Source organism: Pseudomonas fluorescens (genome assembly GCF_902497785.1).
GTDB lineage: Bacteria > Pseudomonadota > Gammaproteobacteria > Pseudomonadales > Pseudomonadaceae > Aquipseudomonas > Aquipseudomonas fluorescens_BO.
In genome coordinates this window covers 77,297-93,713 of record NZ_CABVHK010000022.1, presented here as the reverse complement: position 1 = coordinate 93,713, position 16,417 = coordinate 77,297, and the positions used below count along the sequence as shown (strand labels likewise).

At 59.9% G+C, this 16,417-nt stretch carries 18 protein-coding genes and 1 pseudogene; 3 read left to right on the top strand and 16 right to left on the bottom strand.

Annotated elements, in window-relative coordinates:
* Window positions 1-230 precede the first annotated feature (230 nt).
* The 11 genes and pseudogenes from F8N62_RS32395 to ubiE all read right to left on the bottom strand — a co-directional run bounded on the left by F8N62_RS32395 (window position 231) and on the right by ubiE (window position 8,360).
* The gene (locus tag F8N62_RS32395) at window positions 231-944 is read right to left on the bottom strand and encodes a methyl-accepting chemotaxis protein (RefSeq protein WP_412071991.1); all 714 of its coding nucleotides are present in this window, start codon (window positions 942-944) and stop codon (window positions 231-233) included.
* A 144-nt stretch (window positions 945-1,088) separates the two neighbouring features.
* Window positions 1,089-2,147 (bottom strand): annotated as a pseudogene (locus tag F8N62_RS32390) (methyl-accepting chemotaxis protein); the annotation flags it as partial.
* 161 nt (window positions 2,148-2,308) lie between these two features.
* Window positions 2,309-3,016, bottom strand: coding sequence for a 16S rRNA (uracil(1498)-N(3))-methyltransferase (locus F8N62_RS27350; RefSeq protein WP_150713592.1), 708 nt, complete (start codon window positions 3,014-3,016; stop codon window positions 2,309-2,311).
* Window positions 3,013-3,807 (bottom strand): twin-arginine translocase subunit TatC, encoded by a 795-nt coding sequence (gene tatC / locus F8N62_RS27345; protein ID WP_008025235.1) that lies wholly within the window; start codon window positions 3,805-3,807, stop codon window positions 3,013-3,015. The genes F8N62_RS27350 and tatC overlap by 4 nt, the downstream gene beginning before the upstream one ends.
* A complete protein-coding gene (gene tatB, locus F8N62_RS27340; protein ID WP_150713591.1) occupies window positions 3,804-4,244 on the bottom strand; it encodes a Sec-independent protein translocase protein TatB in 441 nt (146 codons plus the stop codon). The genes tatC and tatB overlap by 4 nt, the downstream gene beginning before the upstream one ends.
* A gap of 10 nt (window positions 4,245-4,254) precedes the next feature.
* Window positions 4,255-4,533, bottom strand: a complete 279-nt coding sequence (locus F8N62_RS27335; protein ID WP_150713590.1) for a twin-arginine translocase TatA/TatE family subunit — start codon at window positions 4,531-4,533, stop codon at window positions 4,255-4,257.
* 25 nt (window positions 4,534-4,558) lie between these two features.
* Window positions 4,559-4,891, bottom strand: coding sequence for a phosphoribosyl-ATP diphosphatase (locus F8N62_RS27330; protein ID WP_008047820.1), 333 nt, complete (start codon window positions 4,889-4,891; stop codon window positions 4,559-4,561).
* Complete coding sequence (hisI, locus tag F8N62_RS27325; RefSeq protein ID WP_150713589.1) at window positions 4,884-5,285, bottom strand: phosphoribosyl-AMP cyclohydrolase; 402 nt, start codon at window positions 5,283-5,285, stop codon at window positions 4,884-4,886. The genes F8N62_RS27330 and hisI overlap by 8 nt, the downstream gene beginning before the upstream one ends.
* Before the next feature lie 80 nt (window positions 5,286-5,365).
* Entirely contained in the window at window positions 5,366-6,970 is a 1,605-nt protein-coding gene (ubiB, locus tag F8N62_RS27320; protein WP_150713588.1) for a ubiquinone biosynthesis regulatory protein kinase UbiB, read from the bottom strand.
* Window positions 6,967-7,590, bottom strand: coding sequence for an SCP2 domain-containing protein (locus F8N62_RS27315; protein ID WP_150713587.1), 624 nt, complete (start codon window positions 7,588-7,590; stop codon window positions 6,967-6,969). Before F8N62_RS27315 ends, ubiB begins: the two co-directional genes overlap by 4 nt.
* Window positions 7,590-8,360, bottom strand: a complete 771-nt coding sequence (gene ubiE, locus F8N62_RS27310) for a bifunctional demethylmenaquinone methyltransferase/2-methoxy-6-polyprenyl-1,4-benzoquinol methylase UbiE (protein ID WP_060542605.1) — start codon at window positions 8,358-8,360, stop codon at window positions 7,590-7,592. Before ubiE ends, F8N62_RS27315 begins: the two co-directional genes overlap by 1 nt.
* A gap of 155 nt (window positions 8,361-8,515) precedes the next feature.
* On the opposite strand from ubiE, the gene F8N62_RS27305 reads away from it, so the two are divergent.
* The 3 genes from F8N62_RS27305 (at window position 8,516) to F8N62_RS27295 (ending at window position 10,323) form a co-directional block, all read left to right on the top strand.
* Window positions 8,516-8,791 (top strand): polyhydroxyalkanoic acid system family protein, encoded by a 276-nt coding sequence (locus F8N62_RS27305; RefSeq protein WP_150713586.1) that lies wholly within the window; start codon window positions 8,516-8,518, stop codon window positions 8,789-8,791.
* A 223-nt stretch (window positions 8,792-9,014) separates the two neighbouring features.
* Complete coding sequence (locus F8N62_RS27300) at window positions 9,015-9,437, top strand: phasin family protein (RefSeq protein WP_150713585.1); 423 nt, start codon at window positions 9,015-9,017, stop codon at window positions 9,435-9,437.
* Between the two features lie 10 nt (window positions 9,438-9,447).
* Window positions 9,448-10,323, top strand: coding sequence for a phasin family protein (locus tag F8N62_RS27295; protein ID WP_150713584.1), 876 nt, complete (start codon window positions 9,448-9,450; stop codon window positions 10,321-10,323).
* 123 nt (window positions 10,324-10,446) lie between these two features.
* Here the strand turns inward: F8N62_RS27295 and F8N62_RS27290 are convergent, their stop codons facing one another.
* From F8N62_RS27290 to F8N62_RS27270, 5 genes are all read right to left on the bottom strand, one after another.
* Window positions 10,447-11,064 carry a TetR/AcrR family transcriptional regulator gene (locus F8N62_RS27290; RefSeq protein WP_150713583.1) on the bottom strand — a complete coding sequence of 206 codons (618 nt, stop codon included), beginning with the start codon at window positions 11,062-11,064 and terminating at the stop codon, window positions 10,447-10,449.
* 27 nt (window positions 11,065-11,091) lie between these two features.
* The gene (gene phaC, locus F8N62_RS27285; RefSeq protein ID WP_150713582.1) at window positions 11,092-12,774 is read right to left on the bottom strand and encodes a class II poly(R)-hydroxyalkanoic acid synthase; all 1,683 of its coding nucleotides are present in this window, start codon (window positions 12,772-12,774) and stop codon (window positions 11,092-11,094) included.
* A gap of 115 nt (window positions 12,775-12,889) precedes the next feature.
* A complete protein-coding gene (gene phaZ, locus F8N62_RS27280; RefSeq protein WP_150713581.1) occupies window positions 12,890-13,744 on the bottom strand; it encodes a poly(3-hydroxyalkanoate) depolymerase in 855 nt (284 codons plus the stop codon).
* 222 nt (window positions 13,745-13,966) lie between these two features.
* Window positions 13,967-15,646 (bottom strand): class II poly(R)-hydroxyalkanoic acid synthase, encoded by a 1,680-nt coding sequence (gene phaC, locus F8N62_RS27275; RefSeq protein ID WP_150713580.1) that lies wholly within the window; start codon window positions 15,644-15,646, stop codon window positions 13,967-13,969.
* A gap of 257 nt (window positions 15,647-15,903) precedes the next feature.
* Entirely contained in the window at window positions 15,904-16,281 is a 378-nt protein-coding gene (locus tag F8N62_RS27270; protein WP_149416795.1) for a gamma-butyrobetaine hydroxylase-like domain-containing protein, read from the bottom strand.
* Window positions 16,282-16,417 lie beyond the last annotated feature (136 nt).

Here is a 16,417-nt window from a genome sequence, read left to right as displayed (position 1 = left end):
GCGAGTGCGTCAGCATCCGTCCCCGAATGGGTGCGCCCGGATATTTTTTGTCCGCAGCGGTGCGTTTCCTCAGGAGAGCCATCGTTTGCGCGCCGCATAAACGCAATGGGCCCTTCGCGGTGATGGCCGGTGTTGCACAAATTGCATGAACACCGCTTAACCCTGTGGGAGCGGGCTTGCCCGCGAAGGCATCACCTCAGTCCAGTGTGGACTGAAGCACTCGCATCACCTCAAACCTTGAACCGCCCCACCAGCATCTGCAAATGCGTCCCCAACCGCGCCAGCTCAACGCTGGACGCCGCAGTCTCTTCACTCGCTGCCGAGGTCTGCTCGGATACATCGCGCACGTTCAGTACGCTGCGGTTGATTTCTTCAGCCACGGCGCTTTGCTGTTCGGCCGCCGCAGCGATCTGCTGGTTCATCGACTGAATTGCCGACACGGTGCGGGTGATGCTTTCCAGTGAGCCGCCAGCGCGGCGCGTCAGTTCGACGCTGCTGTCGGTCAGGCTGCGGCTGTTGTCCATGATGGTCGCGACTTGCTGGGTGCCGGTTTGCAGGCCGACGATCAACTCTTCGATTTCCTCTGTGGACTTCTGAGTGCGCTGGGCCAGGCTGCGCACTTCATCGGCCACCACTGCAAAACCGCGTCCGGCTTCACCGGCACGAGCGGCTTCAATGGCCGCGTTAAGGGCCAGCAGGTTGGTTTGCTGGGCCACGGATTTGATCACGTCGAGGACGCTGCCGATCTTGTCGCTCTCGCGTTTGAGATGGGCCATGGCCTCGGTGGAATTCCCGACTTCGAGGGCCAGGCGCTCGATCTGGGCGATGGCTTCGCCGACCACTTTGTCACCCTCGCGGGCTTGTTGATCGGCAGCGACAGCCGCTTCGGAGGCTTCCTCGGCGTTGCGCGCGACTTCCTGCACGGTGGCGGTCATTTCGTTCATGGCGGTCGCCACCTGGTCAGTCTCGACCTTCTGGCTGTTGACCCCGGCGCTGGTCTGCTCGGTGACGGCCGACAACTCTTCGGCGGCGCTGGCAATTTGCGTGACGCCTTCGCTGATCCCGCCGATCAACTCACGCAGGCCCAGCGTCATGCTCTGCATGGCGCGCTGGAGCTGACCGAGTTCGTCCTGACGCTGCGAAACGAGGTTTTGCGTCAGGTCGCCGGCGGCGATGCGCTCGGCGACTTTCAACGTCTGGCTCAACGGAATGACGATCTGGCGGGTGATGGCCCACGCCGCGAACACGCCAAACACCAACGCCAGTACGGTAGCGAGCAGCAGCATATTCTTGGCGTGCGCGGCATCGGTGTCGCGCACAATGGTTTGCGAGGTGGTGAGCTTTTTGCTGACGTCGAGCAGGATGTTGCCTTGGGCGGCCATGTGTTTCAGGGCGGCGGCGGTGGCAATCTGTGAGTCTCGGAACTGGCTCACCGCTGCCCGATAGGCTTTCAGCGATTCGCTGGCCTGTTGCAGATTGGCCGTGTGCTCTTGCGGTAGTTTTGCCGGTAGGCTTTCAAGGGTGTTCAGGGCATTGGTGATCGCGTCCAGCGCCGGTTGTTCGGCATCGGCCTTGCCACTGTAGGTGTATCCGCGCACCTGATAGCGGGCTTGTTGAAGAAGTTTACTGACTTCGACCACGCTGTTGAAATCGGCAACGCTGTCGCCTTGCTGCAGGGTTTTCTCGACGTCAGTCACTTTCGCCACGGCGTTATCGGCATTGGCGCCGAGTTTGCTGCGGGCATCTTCGCGGTTGGCGCCGGCCTGAATCATGGTGGCGAAGGCTTGTTTGTATTCGCTGACTGCGGCCAGTTGCTGGTCGATCATGGCCGCGTCGGCGGGTTGTTCGATCAGCGTGCGCGCGGTTTTCAGGCCGGTGTCGAGTTGGCCGAGCAAGTCGTTGACGACGCCCGGGCCTTGCTCGCCACGGCGCATTTCGTAGTCGAGGCGGGCGATGCGCAGGTCTTTGGTCAAGCCGTCGAGAGAGGAAATGAAGCCCAGCTTATCGCCACGACTGGTCACTTCACTCAACCCGGTCCAGCCGGTAAAAGTGATCAGCAGCGTCAGTAGCAACACCAGGCCGAAGCCGACACCCAGCTTGCGATTGACGCTGACGTTCCCCAGTTTCTCGGCTAGCCATCGGTACATGTTGCAACTCCCACGGGACCATAAGTTGGTTTTATGGGGACTGTATCGGCTGGAGTGCGGGAATCTGTAGGAGCTGCCGCAGGCTGCGATCCTTTGATTTTAATCCTGGAGGGGAAGATCAAAAGATCGCAGCCTGCGGCAGCTCCTACGGAGGTGACAGTTCAGAAGAGCCGTGCGAGCAGGGCCGTGACGGCGGTTTCGACGCGCAGGATGCGCTCGCCAAGCTGCACCGGTTGCAGGCCGGCCTTGCCCAGCAGATCGATTTCGTAGGGGATCCAGCCACCTTCGGGGCCGATGGCCAGGGTCACCGGTTCATCCAGACCCCGTGGGCATGACGGATAGTTGCCCGGATGGCCGACCAAGCCGAGGGTGCCTTCGGTCATGGCGGGCAATCGGTCTTCGACGAAAGGTTTGAAGCGCTTCTCGATGACGACCTCCGGCAGTACGGTGTCGCGGGCCTGTTCGAGGCCGAGGATCAGTTGCTCGCGAATGGCTTCAGGTTCGAGGAACGGAGTCTGCCAAAAGCTCTTCTCGACGCGATAGCTGTTCACCAGCACGATGCGCGGCACACCCATGGCCGCCACGGTCTGAAACACTCGACGCAGCATCTTGGGGCGCGGCAGGGCCAGCAGCAAAGTCAGCGGCAGCTTGGCGGGCGGTGGTTGGTCGAGGATGACGCGCAGTTCGGCTTCAGCGGCGTCAAGACGCAGCACTTCGGCTGGCCCCATCAGGCCGCCAATACGCCCGACGCGCATGCTGTCACCCACTTCACAGCGGTGGACTTCCTGCATGTGGGTCAACCGGCGATCGCGCAGGATTACCCGGTCGACCGCAATGAAGTCGGCCTCTTCGAGGAGCAGCAGGTTCACGCCTGGGTCGCTGGAGGCTGGTCGTTGTGATCGTCGACCGGCTGGTCGTCCGGATGATCGCCGCGCTTGCTGATCAGGCCGCCGAACAGGATGCCGATTTCAAACAACAGCCACATCGGTACGGCCAGCAGCGTCTGCGAGAAGATGTCTGGCGGGGTCAGGATCATGCCGACCACAAAGCAGCCGATGATCACGTACGGGCGGATTTTCTTCAGGTATTTGACGTCGACCACACCGATCCACACCAGCAGCACCACGGCCACCGGTATTTCAAACGCCACGCCGAAGGCAAAGAACAGCGTCATGACGAAGTCGAGGTAACTACTGATGTCGGTCATCATCTCCACGCCGGCCGGGGTGGCGGCGGCGAAAAATTTGAAAATCAACGGGAACACCAGGTAATAGGCGAAGGCCATGCCGGCATAGAACAGCATGATGCTCGAGACCAGCAAGGGCACGGCGATACGTTTTTCATGCTTGTACAGGCCCGGCGCGATGAAGCCCCAGATCTGATGCAGGATCACCGGGATCGCCAGGAACAGCGACACCATCATCGTCAGCTTCAGGGGCGTCAGGAACGGCGACGACACGTCAGTGGCGATCATCGTCGCGCCGACTGGCAGGTATTGCCGCAGCGGCGTGGAGACGAAGGTGTAGATCTGCTGGGTGAAGGCAAACAGTCCGGCGAAGATGATGAAGATCGCCGCTACGCAGCGCAGCAGACGGGTACGCAACTCGGTGAGGTGCGAAACCAGCGGCATGTGCTGGTCGTTTTCTGGGAGATCGCTCATGGGGCTCGCGGCGGCAAAGGGGTGTCGTGAGGCGCCGGCGTTACGGGCGCGGCGGCAGGAGCAACGGGGGCTACTGGCGCCACAACTGGCGCGGGTTCGACGGCGGTCGGCGTTTCAGTCGGAGCAGCGTTGGCGTTCGGCGCATGAATCGTCGGCGGCACCTCTGGCTGAACCGGTGTCGGCTCCTGCTGAGTCGGCGTGAAAATCTTCCGCGCCTCCTGCTCCAGCGACAGAATGTGCTCGTTGTGCAGTTGCCGACGAATCTCGTCGGCACCGATTTCACGTTCAACTTCCTGCTTGATCGCGTTAAAGCTGCGCTTCAAACGCCCGACCCACAGGCCAGCCGTGCGCGCGGCACCCGGCAGGCGCTCGGGGCCGAGCACCAGCAAGGCGACGAGCCCGACGAGCAGCAGTTCAGAGAAGCTGATACCAAACATTAGTCTGTGCTCACACGTCTTTGCGGATCGGCTCTTCGACTTTTTGCGCCTGCACGTCGATGGTGTGCGGCGGGTTCACCGACTGCGCAGCCTGCGGCTGTACAGGTGGCACCGGTTGCGCCGGGGTCACCGTCGGATCGGCCGGCTTTTCGTCATCGTTCATGGCTTTGCGAAAGCCCTTGATCGACTCGCCGACGTCAGTGCCGAGGTTCTTCAGTTTCTTGGTGCCGAACACCAGCACGACAACCACCAGGATGACGACCCAGTGTTTCCAGTCAAAAATGCCCATGTTGCTGCTCCTCTCAAATAGATGTTCAGGCGGACGGACGCGAGGCTTTCTCGGCGTGTCCGGACAGACCGAAGCGACGGTCCAGTTCATCGAGTACAGCCTGTGGATGCTGCCCCAGTTGGGCGAGCATGACCATGCTGTGGAACCACAGGTCGGCGGTCTCGTAGATCACATCGCTGCAGTCACCGCTGATGGCGGCATCCTTGGCGGCGATAATGGTTTCGACCGACTCTTCGCCGACTTTTTCCAGAATCTTGTTCAAGCCCTTGTGGTACAGGCTGGCGACATACGAGCTGTCGGCGGCGGCGCCTTTGCGCTCTTCCAGCACCTCGGCCAGGCGGGTCAGGGTGTCACTCATGGCGGTGTCCTGCGGAGTAGATGGCGTGCGGGTCTTTCAGAACAGGGTCGACGGTGGTCCAGTCGCCGTTCTCGAAAACGCGGTAGAAGCAACTCTGGCGACCGGTGTGGCAAGCGATGTCGCCGATCTGCTCGACCATCAGGATGATCACGTCGGCGTCACAGTCCAGGCGCATCTCATGCAGGGTTTGCACATGACCGGACTCTTCGCCCTTGCGCCACAGCTTGCCACGGGAGCGCGACCAGTAAATGGCGCGGTTTTCGGCAGCGGTCAGTTCCAGCGCTTCACGGTTCATCCAGGCCATCATCAGCACGCGCCCGGTCTTGTGATCCTGGGCAATCGCCGGCACCAGGCCGTCGGCGTCCCATTTGATCTCGTCCAGCCAGTTTTTCATCTTCGACTCCGACAGCGAGCCCCGCACTTCATGAGCAGAGCCCAACGTTCAAACAGTGTGCCAGTGGATCACACAACTGGCTATCGGCGCACGACCAGATACAAACCGACGGCCATCATGATTCCAGCCGGCCAGTAAGCCAGTTCGTTCAACGGCCCGCCGATCGCCAGCACCGCACCGCCGGCCAGGTGTGCCGTGCCAAGCAGCCGCAGGAACCAGTCATCCCGGCGCCGATGCCACGGTGGTGGCGGGTCGCAGGCGTGGGGTTGGGACATGCGTTCGAGCAGGTCGCGGGCCATGTTGGCCAGGTGCGGCAGTTGTTCGAACTGGCTCTGCACATTGCCGAGCAAGGCTTTGGGGCTGACGCGCTCGCGCATCCAGCGTTCAAGGAATGGCTGCGCGGTGTTCCACAGATCAAGGTCCGGGTACAGCTGACGGCCCAGGCCTTCGATGTTCAACAGGGTTTTTTGCAGCAGCACCAGCTGCGGCTGCACTTCCATGTTGAAGCGTCGCGCCGTCTGGAACAGGCGCATCAGCACCTGACCGAAGGAAATATCCTTTAACGGTTTTTCGAAGATCGGCTCGCAGACCGTCCGGATCGCCGCTTCGAATTCATTGAGCTTGGTTTCCGCCGGCACCCAACCCGAATCGATGTGCAGTTGTGCCACACGCCGGTAGTCACGCTTGAAAAATGCAAACAGGTTGCGCGCCAGGTAATCCTGGTCTTCCGGGGTCAGGCTGCCGACGATGCCGCAGTCGATCGCAATATACTGCGGGCTCCACGGGTTGACGGTGCTGACGAAGATGTTGCCGGGATGCATGTCGGCGTGGAAGAAGCTGTCGCGGAATACCTGGGTGAAGAAGATCTCAACGCCGCGCTCGGCGAGCATCTTCATGTCGGTGCGCTGATCGGCGAGGGTCGCGAGGTCGGTGACCTGAATGCCGTAGATGCGCTCCATCACCAGCACTTTCGGCCGGCACCAGTCCCAATAGACTTGCGGCACGTAGAGCAACGGCGAACCTTCAAAGTTGCGCTTCAACTGGCTGGCGTTGGCCGCCTCGCGCAGCAGGTCGAGTTCGTCGTAGATGGTTTTTTCGTAATCCAGCACCACGTCCACCGGGTGCAGCAGACGGGCATCAGCCGAGAGTTTTTCAGCGGCGCGGGCGAGGATGAACAGCCACGCGAGATCCTGGGCGATGATCGGTTTCAGGCCCGGGCGAATGACTTTGACTACTACTTCTTCACCGGTTTTCAGCTGCGCGGCATGCACCTGCGCCACCGAGGCCGAAGCCAGCGGCTCCACGTCGAAACGGCTGAACACTTCGCTGATTTTCTTGCCGAGCTGTTCTTCGATCAGCTTGATCGACACTTGCGAATCGAACGGCGGCACGCGGTCCTGCAGCTTCATCAGCTCGTCGGCAATGTCTTCCGGCAACAGGTCGCGACGGGTCGACAGAATCTGCCCGAACTTGATGAAAATCGGCCCCAGATCTTGCAGTGCCAGGCGCAATCGCGCACCGCGGCTCAGGTCCAGCGTCTTGCGCGGGAACCAGCGCCACGGCAAGGCATAGCGCAGCGCCAGCAGAAACCAGGGCAGCGGCAAGGCGAACAACAGGTCATCGAGGCGGTAGCGAATCACAACGCGCTGGATGCGCAACAAACGGCGGACGGCAAGCAGCTTCATGCGTTATCGCTTGGGTCGAGGGATCGGGAAAGGCGCTCGAAACGCGCCTCGAGACGTTCCAGATCGAGTTTGATCTGGTCCAGTTCACTGAAACGGGCTTCGGCTTCGCGCTGACCGACAAGGGTGCGCGATTCTTCGGCCAGGTATTCGCCGAGGTTCTGGCCAAGGCTGACGAACCCTTGCTGATACCAGCGTGCGCGGCTGCGCAGGTGTCCGCCGACCAGTTGCGTGGCGACCGGGCCGAGCCAGCGCGAGAGTTCGTATTCCCAGTCCAGCTCGAGGTCCTGAAGGATCGCCGCCAGTTCCAGCAGCACGCCGCTGTCACCGTCGAGTTCGACTTCAGGGCCATGCAGCACCGAGGTCTTGTCCTTGCTCATCGCCAGTTTCAACAGACTGGAAGCCGGCGCGCGCAAGGTGCAGTCGGCGCCGGTTTCCCACTGGGAAGCGAGCATCAGGCCTTCGTCACTGGGCAAGATGAACAGTTTCAACGCCGGGCTGCGGCAATCGACGGCAATCACCTTGCCGCTCAAATGCGCCAGCCGCGGCAGCGCCGTGCTGTCGAGACGCAGCACCCGGTTCAGACCGAGCTCAACGCTGGCGAGCAGGCCGGCGAGCAACATCAGGGTTTGATGCCGCGGTGCAGGGCGACGATGCCTGCGGTCATGTTGTGATAAGTCACGCGGTCGAAACCGGCCTCGACCATCATCGATTTCAGGGTTTCCTGATTCGGGTGCATGCGGATCGATTCGGCCAGGTAGCGATAGCTTTCCGAGTCGTTGGTGATCAGTTTGCCCATCAACGGCATGAAGGCGAACGAGTAAGCGTCGTAGGCCTTGGACATCAGCGCGTTGGTCGGCTTGGAGAATTCCAGCACCAGCAAACGGCCGCCCGGCTTGAGCACGCGCAGCATTGAACGCAGGGCGTCTTCTTTATGGGTGACGTTGCGCAGGCCGAACGCGATGGTCACGCAGTCGAAATGATTGTCCGGGAACGGCAGCTTTTCAGCGTCGGCCTGAACAAACTCGACGTTGCCGGCCACGCCCAGATCCAGCAGGCGGTCGCGACCGACCTTGAGCATGGATTCGTTGATGTCGGCCAACACCACCTGGCCGGTCGGGCCCACGAGGTGCGAGAATTTCTTGGTCAGGTCACCGGTGCCGCCGGCGATGTCCAGCACGCGGTTACCGCTGCGAACGCCCGACAGTTCGATCGCGAATCGCTTCCACAACCGGTGCATGCCGCCCGACAGGAGGTCGTTCATCAAGTCGTACTTGGCGGCTACCGAGTGGAAAACTTCAGCGACTTTTTCCGCTTTTTGGCTTTCCGGAACGTTTTTGAAACCGAAGTGAGTGGTGGGTTCGGCATCGCTGCCTTTGCGCTGATCAGTCATATCGCTGTCACCAGAAGAGAATGCGGGACATTCTAATCCCGGTGGCCTGCTTTGTCTTGGCAAGGCTGAAGGTAAGATAGGTAATCACCGGGACGTTTTGCCGCAGTGGCGGTCAAGATGCTTCAGGAAAGTATTCATAAAGCAGGAGTCATTCGATGGCCCGTATTAGTGTTGAACGTGCCCACGGCCTGGGCAAGGAAGCGGCTCGCGAGAAGGCCGACAAGTTGGCGCAGAAGCTGTCCGATCAATATGGCCTGGAGCCGCAATGGTCCGGCGACGTCCTCAACCTCAAGCGTTCCGGGGTGAAAGGCGCAGTGCATGTGGGCGAGGACTCGATCAGGGTTGATGTCGAACTGGGCCTGTTGATGTCGGCCATGAGCGGCACGATCAAATCGGAAATCGAAAAGGCGCTGGATAAAGCGTTGGCGTGATTCTGGAAAGATCGCAGCCTCGTTTCACTCGACAGCTCCTACAGAGGGAGGCGGTGCACGCCTGTAGGAGCTGTCGAGTGAAACGAGCTGCGATCTTCTCTAGCAGGCGCCACGCTTTCATGTCAGTTGTTAGGGTGCCGTTTCTAATTTTTCTGCCTACTTTGTGCATGAGCCCGACACTTTCGCGGGCAGTTCCTCAAACCTTCTGCGCGTGAGGTGCACCATGGCCAAAGTTATTTTGAAGAAAAAAATCGACGCTTCGACAACGGCTCTGAGCGACGTTAAATCTTATGCCCGCAAGATCTGGCTGGCAGGCCTGGGTGCCTATACCAAGGTCGGTCAAGAGGGCAGCGAATACATTCAAGAGTTGATCAAGGCTGGTCAAACTGTTGAATCCAAAGGCAAAAAAGTAGTTGCTGAGAAACTTGAGGCAGCTAACTCAGAGATCAACGAAGCCAAGAGTGAAGTCAGTACTTTCAAAGGCAAGGTCGAAGTTCAACTCGACAAAGTCGAGAAGGCTTTTGACTCGCGTGTCGCAAGTGCCTTGAATCGTATTGGCATTCCGTCTAAACATGACGTTGAGACACTCTCTGCTAAGCTCGATGAACTGACGGCATTGCTCGAACGCGTCGCGCGTAAATCTTAAGGAGAACGGGATGGCTGGCAAAAAGAATACTGACAAAGAAGGCAGCTCGTGGATCGGGAAGGTCGAAGACTACTCCCGCAAAATCTGGCTGGCTGGTTTAGGCGTGTACTCGAAGATCGACACTGACGGCAGCAAGCTCTTCGATACATTGGTCAAAGACGGCGAGAAAGCCGAGAAGCTCACCAAGAATGCTGTCGGCAAGAAAGTCGATGACGTCAAGGATTCTGCTTCCTCGGCCAAATCGCGCATCACTGGCGTGAAAGATCGTGCGCTGGGCAAGTGGGATGAGCTCGAAGGGGCTTTCGACAAGCGCCTGAACAGCGCCATTTCGCGCCTCGGTGTACCGAGCCGCAATGAAGTGAAAGCGCTGCACAGCAAGGTCGATACCTTGACCAAGCAAATCGAAAGACTCACCGGTGCCAAGGTTGCGCCTGTTGCGGCGAAAACCGCAGCGGCCAAGCCTGCTGCCAAACCGCTGGCCAAGGCGGCTGCAAAACCTGTTGCCAAAGCTGCATCGAAAGTCGCGTCGGCAGCCAAGTCCGCGACTAAAACTGCCGCAGCGAAACCTGCAGCAGCCAAGGCAGCGGTCAAATCGGTGGCCAGCAAGGCTGCAGCGAAACCCGCTGCCAAGCCAGCCGCGAAAACTGCAGCAGCTAAACCCGCAGCGAAAAGCACGGCGGCCAAGCCAGCGGCAAAACCTGCCGCAGCGAAGAAGCCAGCGGTGAAAAAACCGGCAGCGTCGAAAGCCGCTACGCCAAAACCAGCAGTGGCTGCCGCCAAACCGGCACCGACTCCGGCCAGCACAACCAACTCCGCTGCTGCACCGACCCCTGCTGCAACCCCGACTGCCGCGCCAGCTCCATCGACGCCAACCAGTCAGTCCTGATTCCAGGGCTCAAGAAAACGCCCGGCCTTCAAAGGTCGGGCGTTTTTGTTTGACTGAAAGGATCGCAGCCTTCGGCAGCTCCTACCTGCGTACTCCGTAGGAGCTGCCGAAGGCTGCGATCTTTTAATGTTCTTCGAGGTATTGAAGCGCCAGTTGCTCGGTCGCCACTTTGATCGGCGGCAGCAAGTGCGGCGCCACCAGCATCATGATCTGATAAACCACCAGCCTCACCTCACCCTCACGATCCAGAATCCGCTGATAATCCAACGAGAACAGCAGCGTCAGGGTGATCTGCTCCACCAACTGCCCCAGCGCCTGCGTGTCGCTGACCAACTGCCCTTGAGCCTTCAACCTTGCGAGCAATGACGCCAGCGTACGCTTCAGTGCGTTGAGCAAGTTGCGGATGCCTTTGGCCAGTTTCGGCAATCGTCCCGCCAGGTTCGACAGGTCCTGGAACAGAAAGCGGTAATGGGCCAGGCGCTCGACGATCAGGTGCAGAAACAGCCAGTAATCTTCCGGTGCCAGTTCCACATCAGCGGGCGGATCCAGCAGCGGCGCGAGCTCGGCCTGAAAGCGTTCGAACAACCCGAGAATCAACGGCTCCTTGCCATGAAAATGGTAATAGAGATTGCCCGGGCTGATCCCCATTTCATTGGCAACTTCCATGGTGGAGACGTTCGGTTCGCCTTTCTGATTGAACAACTGCAAAGCACATTCGAGAATCCGGTCGCGGGTTTTCATCCAGTCTTCTTAATGGTTCGTTGAACGTCAGCGCACACGCACGTAAGTACCGGGTGCTGCCTCCATCGGTGGATAGTTCTGGTTGCCGAGGGCCATGTGGGTTTCTTTCTGCGCGCCCGAGCGTTCCTGAATCCAGCTCAGCCATGGCGTCCACCAGCTGCCGTCGACTTGCTTGGCATCGTAATACCAGGCCCGCGGATCGCTGCTCAGTTTCGCGCTCTCGACAAAGTTGGCTTTCGGGTTTGAGGGCGGGTTGAGAATGCTCTGCACATGACCGCTGTTGGACAGCACGAAGCGCCGCTCGCCACCCAGCAACAGCGTTGAGCGGTACACCGCGTCCCACGGCGTGATGTGGTCGTTGATGCCGGCCACACTGAAGCTGTCGACAGTGACTTTCTGCAAATCGATTGGCGTGCCGCACACTTCAAGACCGCCCGGATGACTCAGCGGGTTGTGCTTGAAGAAGTCCAGCAGGTCGCCATGCAAGGCTGCCGGCAGGCGCGTGTTGTCGTTGTTCCAGTAGAGGATGTCGAACGCCGGCGGCTCCTTGCCCAGCAGGTAATTGTTGACGAAATAGCTCCAGATCAAATCGTTGGGCCGCATCCAGGCGAACACCTTGGCCATGTCCCGGCCGTCCAGCACCCCTTTCTGATAGGAACGACGCTTGGCCGCTTCGAGGGTTTGTTCGTCGGCAAAGAGCGTGGCCGGGCTGTCCATCTGGCTGTCCAGCAGGCTCACCAGATACGTCGCGCTCGACACCCGACGCATCTGCCGCTTGGCCTGCAAATGACCTTGCAGCGCGGCAATGGTCAGGCCGCCGGCGCAGGCACCCATCAGGTTGACTTCCCGCGCGCCGGTGATCGCCCGGCACACATTCATCGCTTCTTCCACGGCTTCGACATACGTCGACAGGCCCCATTCGCGGTGACGCACGTCCGGGTTACGCCAGCTGATCATGAAGGTTTGCAGGCCGTTTTTCAGGGCGAACTGGACGAAGCTGTTGCCGGGGCTCAGGTCGAAAATGTAGTACTTGTTGATTTGTGGCGGCACCACCAGCAGCGGCTTGGAATACTGCTTTTCGCTCATCGGCTTGTACTGGATCAGCTCCAGCAGCTCGTTGCGAAACACCACGGAGCCGGTGGTGGTGGCGACGGTTTTGCCGACCTCGAACGCCTGCTTCGTGACCTGTCTGGGCAGGCCGTCGTTGTGCAGGAAATCGTCGACCAGGTGACTGACGCCACGCACCAGGCTGTTGCCTCCGGAGTTGAAGATTTCCTTGATCGCCAGCGGATTGAGCAGGCTGTTGGACGGTGCCACGGCGTCGTTGAGCAAGGCGAACGCGAAGTGCGCGCGGGCGCGATCGTCCGGGTCCATGTTGCTGTCGTCGATCCAGCTTTTGACCTGCTTTTGCCAGCTCAGGTACGCCTGCAAGCTGCGGCGATAAAACGGGTTGAGGCTCCATGCCGGGTCGGCAAAACGACTGTCCTGCGGGTTGGTCGGGTGCAGGGTTTCACCCAGCAACACACGTCCCAACTGGCCGCCCAGCTTCAAGGCGTGGCGAGCACTGTGCACCGGGTTGCGCAAACCATGGGCGGCAACACTGCGCAGGGTCGACAACAGATCACGGCCACGCAGGCCGGTAATCGCACTCTGTGCGTTGATGAACGCGGCGGGAGTGGGCAAAAACTCCCTCACTGGTTTTTCGCGCATGGATCAACACTCCTTCGTCTTCAGGCCAAATACAAACACACCGAACCAGAACACCATAGACGCTGTAACGGGTTGTTGCGCGGCACGGCGTCCTGCCGACCGACAATGGGGGCTGTTAACCGCCCAATGGTGCCGGATGCGGATGCATCACGGCGCGCTGCCGTTCTTCTTCAAGGAATTTCATGATGATCGGCGCCACGGCCTCGGCGCGGGTGATCAGGAACAGATGCCCGTCATCGATGATGTGCAGCTGCGCGTTGGGAATTCGCCAGGCCAGCAAGCGCATGTTGATCAGCGGGATCAGCGGGTCGTCGTCGCCGGCCAGCACCAGCGTCGGCTGGTGGATTTTGTGCAGCCAGTGAATGCTGGTCCAGCCGAGACCGGCGAACAGCTGCCAGTAGTAACCGAGCTTGCCTGCCGAACGGACCTTGGCCGCGTGACTGGCGGCAAGGGTCGGATCGCGACGGAACGAGCCGCCGTAGATCATCGGCGCAATGCGGATCACATGCGACGGCTGGATGTAACGCCGGGGGCTGGCCATCATCCACAACACTTTCGGCTTGCCCGGCACCATCACCGCGCCGGCCGCCGTTGCCGCCAGCACCAGCTTCTTGCAGCGTTCGGGGTAGTCGTAGGCGAACTGCTGGGCGAGGGCGCCACCCCACGACACGCCGATCACGTTGACTCGCCCGTAATCGAGATAGTCGAGCATGCGCGCGGTGAGTTTGGCCAGGCCCGGAAAGCGATACGGCCGGTTCGGCGTTGACGAACCGCCCACCCCGGGCACATCGAACGCGATGACTTCGAGGTCCGGGTCCAGCGCTGCGACGAACGGAAACACCAGCTCCAGGTTGGCGCCAATGCCGTTGAAAATCAGCAAGGGCGTCAAGTGAGGCTTGCCGGGGCGTACCGCCGTGCGGAGGGTCTGGCCATCCAGGTCGACGGTACGAAAAATGAACGGTTGCGGCATGCTTCAAGCCCTGTGGGTGAGTTATCCCCACTCCCCTGTAGGAGCGAGCTTGTGTGGTGAGGGGATTTATCCCCGTTCGACTGCGAAGCAGCCGTAAAACCATTGCACTCGGTGTAACTGCAGCACCGATGTCTCAGGTTTCGGGCTGGCTTCGCCACCCAACGGGGATAAATCCCCTCACCACAAAAAGCCCGCTCCCACAGTGTGGGTGGGGTGCGTCGATTACCGCTCGTGTACGTAAGTGCCCGGCGCTGCTTCGCCGGCGGTGTAGGTTTTGTTGCCCAGGCTGGTCGGGGATTTTTTCAGTTTGCCCGAACGCTCGGCCTGCCAGGCCTGCCAGTGCAGCCACCAGGAATCGGTGTGCTTGGTGGAGTTTTCTTGCCAGTCTTCGGCCTTGACCGGCATTTCGCTGCTGGTCATATACCGTGACTTCGGGTTGCCCGGCGGGTTCAGAATGCTTTGGATATGCCCGCTGCTGGACAGCACGAATTCAACCTTGCCACCAAACAACTGCGCCGACTTGTAGCAGGACTTCCACGGCGTGATGTGGTCGTTGGTGCCGGCCAGGGAAAAGATGTCCGCGGTGACCTGCTTCAGATCAATCGGCGTGCCGCACACTTCCAGTGCATCGGGACGAATCAGCGGATTGCTTTTGAACATCTCGATCAGATCGCCGTGGAACGCTGCCGGCAACCGGGTGGTGTCGTTGTTCCAGAACAGAATGTCGAACACCGGCGGCTCGTTGCCCAGCAGGTAGTTGTTGACCCAGTAGTTCCAGATCAGATCGTTGGGGCGCATCCAGGCGAAGACTTTCGCCATGTCGCGACCTTCGAGCACACCGGCCTGATACGAGTGGCGCTTGGCGGCTTCGAGGGTTTGCTCGTCGACGAACAACGCCACGTCGCTGTCCAGGGTGGTGTCCAGCACGCTCACCAGCAGCGTGAGGGCGTTGACCTTTTTCTCTCCGATTGCCGCGTAGTGGCCCAGCAGCGCGGTGCAGGTGATGCCACCCGAGCAGGCGCCGAGCATATTCACGTCTTTGCTGCCGGTAATCGCAGTGACCACGTCCACCGCTTCCTTGAGCGCTTCGATGTAGGTCGTCAGGCCCCACTCGCGTTGCTCCTTCGTCGGGTTGCGCCAGCTGACGATGAACGTCTGTACGTTGTTGCGCAGGCAGAAGCGCGCCAGGCTCTTGTCCGGGCTCAAATCAAAGACGTAGAACTTGTTGATTTGCGGCGGCACCACCAGCAACGGACGCTCATGCACCTGCTCGGTGATCGGCCGGTACTGGATCAGCTCCAGCACGTCGTTGCGGAACACCACCGCGCCTTCGGTCACGCCCAGGCTCTTGCCGACTTCGAAGGCGCCCATGTTGACCTGGCTCGGCATGCCGCCGTTGTGCACCAGATCCTTGGCCAGGTGCGAGAGCCCGTCGAGCAGACTTTTGCCACCGGTTTCGAAGAACCGTTTGACCGCCGCCGGGTTGGCCGCGCTGTTGGTCGGCGCCATGGCCTCGGTCATGAGGTTGATCACGAAATGCCCGCGGGCCGTGTCCTTGGGGCCCAGATTACTGTCGTCGATCCAGTCGTGGAGTTCCTTGCGCCACGCCAGGTAAGTTTGCAGATAACGTTTGTAGAGCGGGTTCTGGCTCCAGGCCGGATCGGCGAAGCGACGGTCATCGCTGGTCGGTTGCAGCCCGGATTTGCCGAACAGCACGTTCTTGAGTTCAAGGCCGAAATGCGCGACATGCTTCGCGCTGTGAATCGGTTGCCTGATGGCCTGCCTAAGCACCATTCGGGCGGAAGCCAGCAGATCCTTTCCACGCAGCCCAACGACAGGATTCAGCCCCAGGGTGTTTTCAGAGGCCTGATACTTCAAGTCATCGTTATTCTTGTTACTCATCTACGACGCTCCATTGTCCTGAGACGAGTACCAGGTCCAGCTGTGTCCGTACACAGCTAATGCCAGGTACTACTGCTCGGGTGACCGTTAATTCTGCATCGCTGCTTTTTAGTTCAGAGTGCACTGCAGGGAACTTGCCAGCTCCATTGGTTACCCGAGTTTAATTTTTTTCGCAAGCAGGCCAATGACTGGCCTTTGGGCCAAGCATTCAATCAGATGAAATTAGAAAATGCGTTCTAACGCGCAAGAGGCTCGGGCTAGAGCATCAGCTTGACGACCGACTCGTTCGGATCACGGGTTTTGCCGGCAGCTTTCAGTTCGGCAAGATAATCGTTCCAGAGATCTTCCTGACGCACACCCAGCTGGTACAAATACTCCCAGGTGAACAGGCCGCTGTCGTGGCCGTCGTCGAAGGTCAATTTCAGTGCGTACTGACCGGCCGGTTCTACTTTGCTCAGACCGACGCCGATCTTGCCAAATTGCAGGATAGGTTTGCCGTGGCCCTGGACCTCGGCGGAAGGAGAGTGCACGCGCAGGAATTCGGCGGGCAGGTGATGCTCCTCACCGGACGCGTATTTCAGCGAAAGGGTTTTCGAGGCTTTGTGCAGTTTGATGTCGGTGGGGAGTTGGGTCATGTTGGGTCGTCCGTCTATAGGGAACGATCTGTAGGAGCTGCCGCAGGCTGCGATCTTTTGATCTTCGGCATCAACCGAAAAAGATCGCAGCCTGCGGCAGCTCCTACAGGTGTCACGTTCGCACAGGAGTAGGTGA

What these genes read in the sequence shown, in the direction of transcription:
- hisI (WP_150713589.1), bottom strand. Translation starts at nt 5,285, where the DNA reads ATGAAAAACTGGCTGGACGAGATCAAATGGGACGCCGACGGCCTGGTG.
- F8N62_RS27315 (WP_150713587.1), bottom strand. Translation starts at nt 7,590, where the DNA reads ATGTTGCTCGCCGGCCTGCTCGCCAGCGTTGAGCTCGGTCTGAACCGG.
- F8N62_RS27330 (WP_008047820.1), bottom strand. Translation starts at nt 4,891, where the DNA reads ATGAGTGACACCCTGACCCGCCTGGCCGAGGTGCTGGAAGAGCGCAAA.
- phaZ (WP_150713581.1), bottom strand. Translation starts at nt 13,744, where the DNA reads ATGCCGCAACCGTTCATTTTTCGTACCGTCGACCTGGATGGCCAGACC.
- tatB (WP_150713591.1), bottom strand. Translation starts at nt 4,244, where the DNA reads ATGTTTGGTATCAGCTTCTCTGAACTGCTGCTCGTCGGGCTCGTCGCC.
- F8N62_RS27290 (WP_150713583.1), bottom strand. Translation starts at nt 11,064, where the DNA reads ATGAAAACCCGCGACCGGATTCTCGAATGTGCTTTGCAGTTGTTCAAT.
- F8N62_RS27295 (WP_150713584.1), top strand. Translation starts at nt 9,448, where the DNA reads ATGGCTGGCAAAAAGAATACTGACAAAGAAGGCAGCTCGTGGATCGGG.
- ubiB (WP_150713588.1), bottom strand. Translation starts at nt 6,970, where the DNA reads ATGAAGCTGCTTGCCGTCCGCCGTTTGTTGCGCATCCAGCGCGTTGTG.
- F8N62_RS27300 (WP_150713585.1), top strand. Translation starts at nt 9,015, where the DNA reads ATGGCCAAAGTTATTTTGAAGAAAAAAATCGACGCTTCGACAACGGCT.
- tatC (WP_008025235.1), bottom strand. Translation starts at nt 3,807, where the DNA reads ATGAGCGATCTCCCAGAAAACGACCAGCACATGCCGCTGGTTTCGCAC.
- F8N62_RS32395 (WP_412071991.1), bottom strand. Translation starts at nt 944, where the DNA reads ATGAACGAAATGACCGCCACCGTGCAGGAAGTCGCGCGCAACGCCGAG.
- F8N62_RS27270 (WP_149416795.1), bottom strand. Translation starts at nt 16,281, where the DNA reads ATGACCCAACTCCCCACCGACATCAAACTGCACAAAGCCTCGAAAACC.
- F8N62_RS27335 (WP_150713590.1), bottom strand. Translation starts at nt 4,533, where the DNA reads ATGGGCATTTTTGACTGGAAACACTGGGTCGTCATCCTGGTGGTTGTC.
- phaC (WP_150713580.1), bottom strand. Translation starts at nt 15,646, where the DNA reads ATGAGTAACAAGAATAACGATGACTTGAAGTATCAGGCCTCTGAAAAC.
- phaC (WP_150713582.1), bottom strand. Translation starts at nt 12,774, where the DNA reads ATGCGCGAAAAACCAGTGAGGGAGTTTTTGCCCACTCCCGCCGCGTTC.
- F8N62_RS27305 (WP_150713586.1), top strand. Translation starts at nt 8,516, where the DNA reads ATGGCCCGTATTAGTGTTGAACGTGCCCACGGCCTGGGCAAGGAAGCG.
- ubiE (WP_060542605.1), bottom strand. Translation starts at nt 8,360, where the DNA reads ATGACTGATCAGCGCAAAGGCAGCGATGCCGAACCCACCACTCACTTC.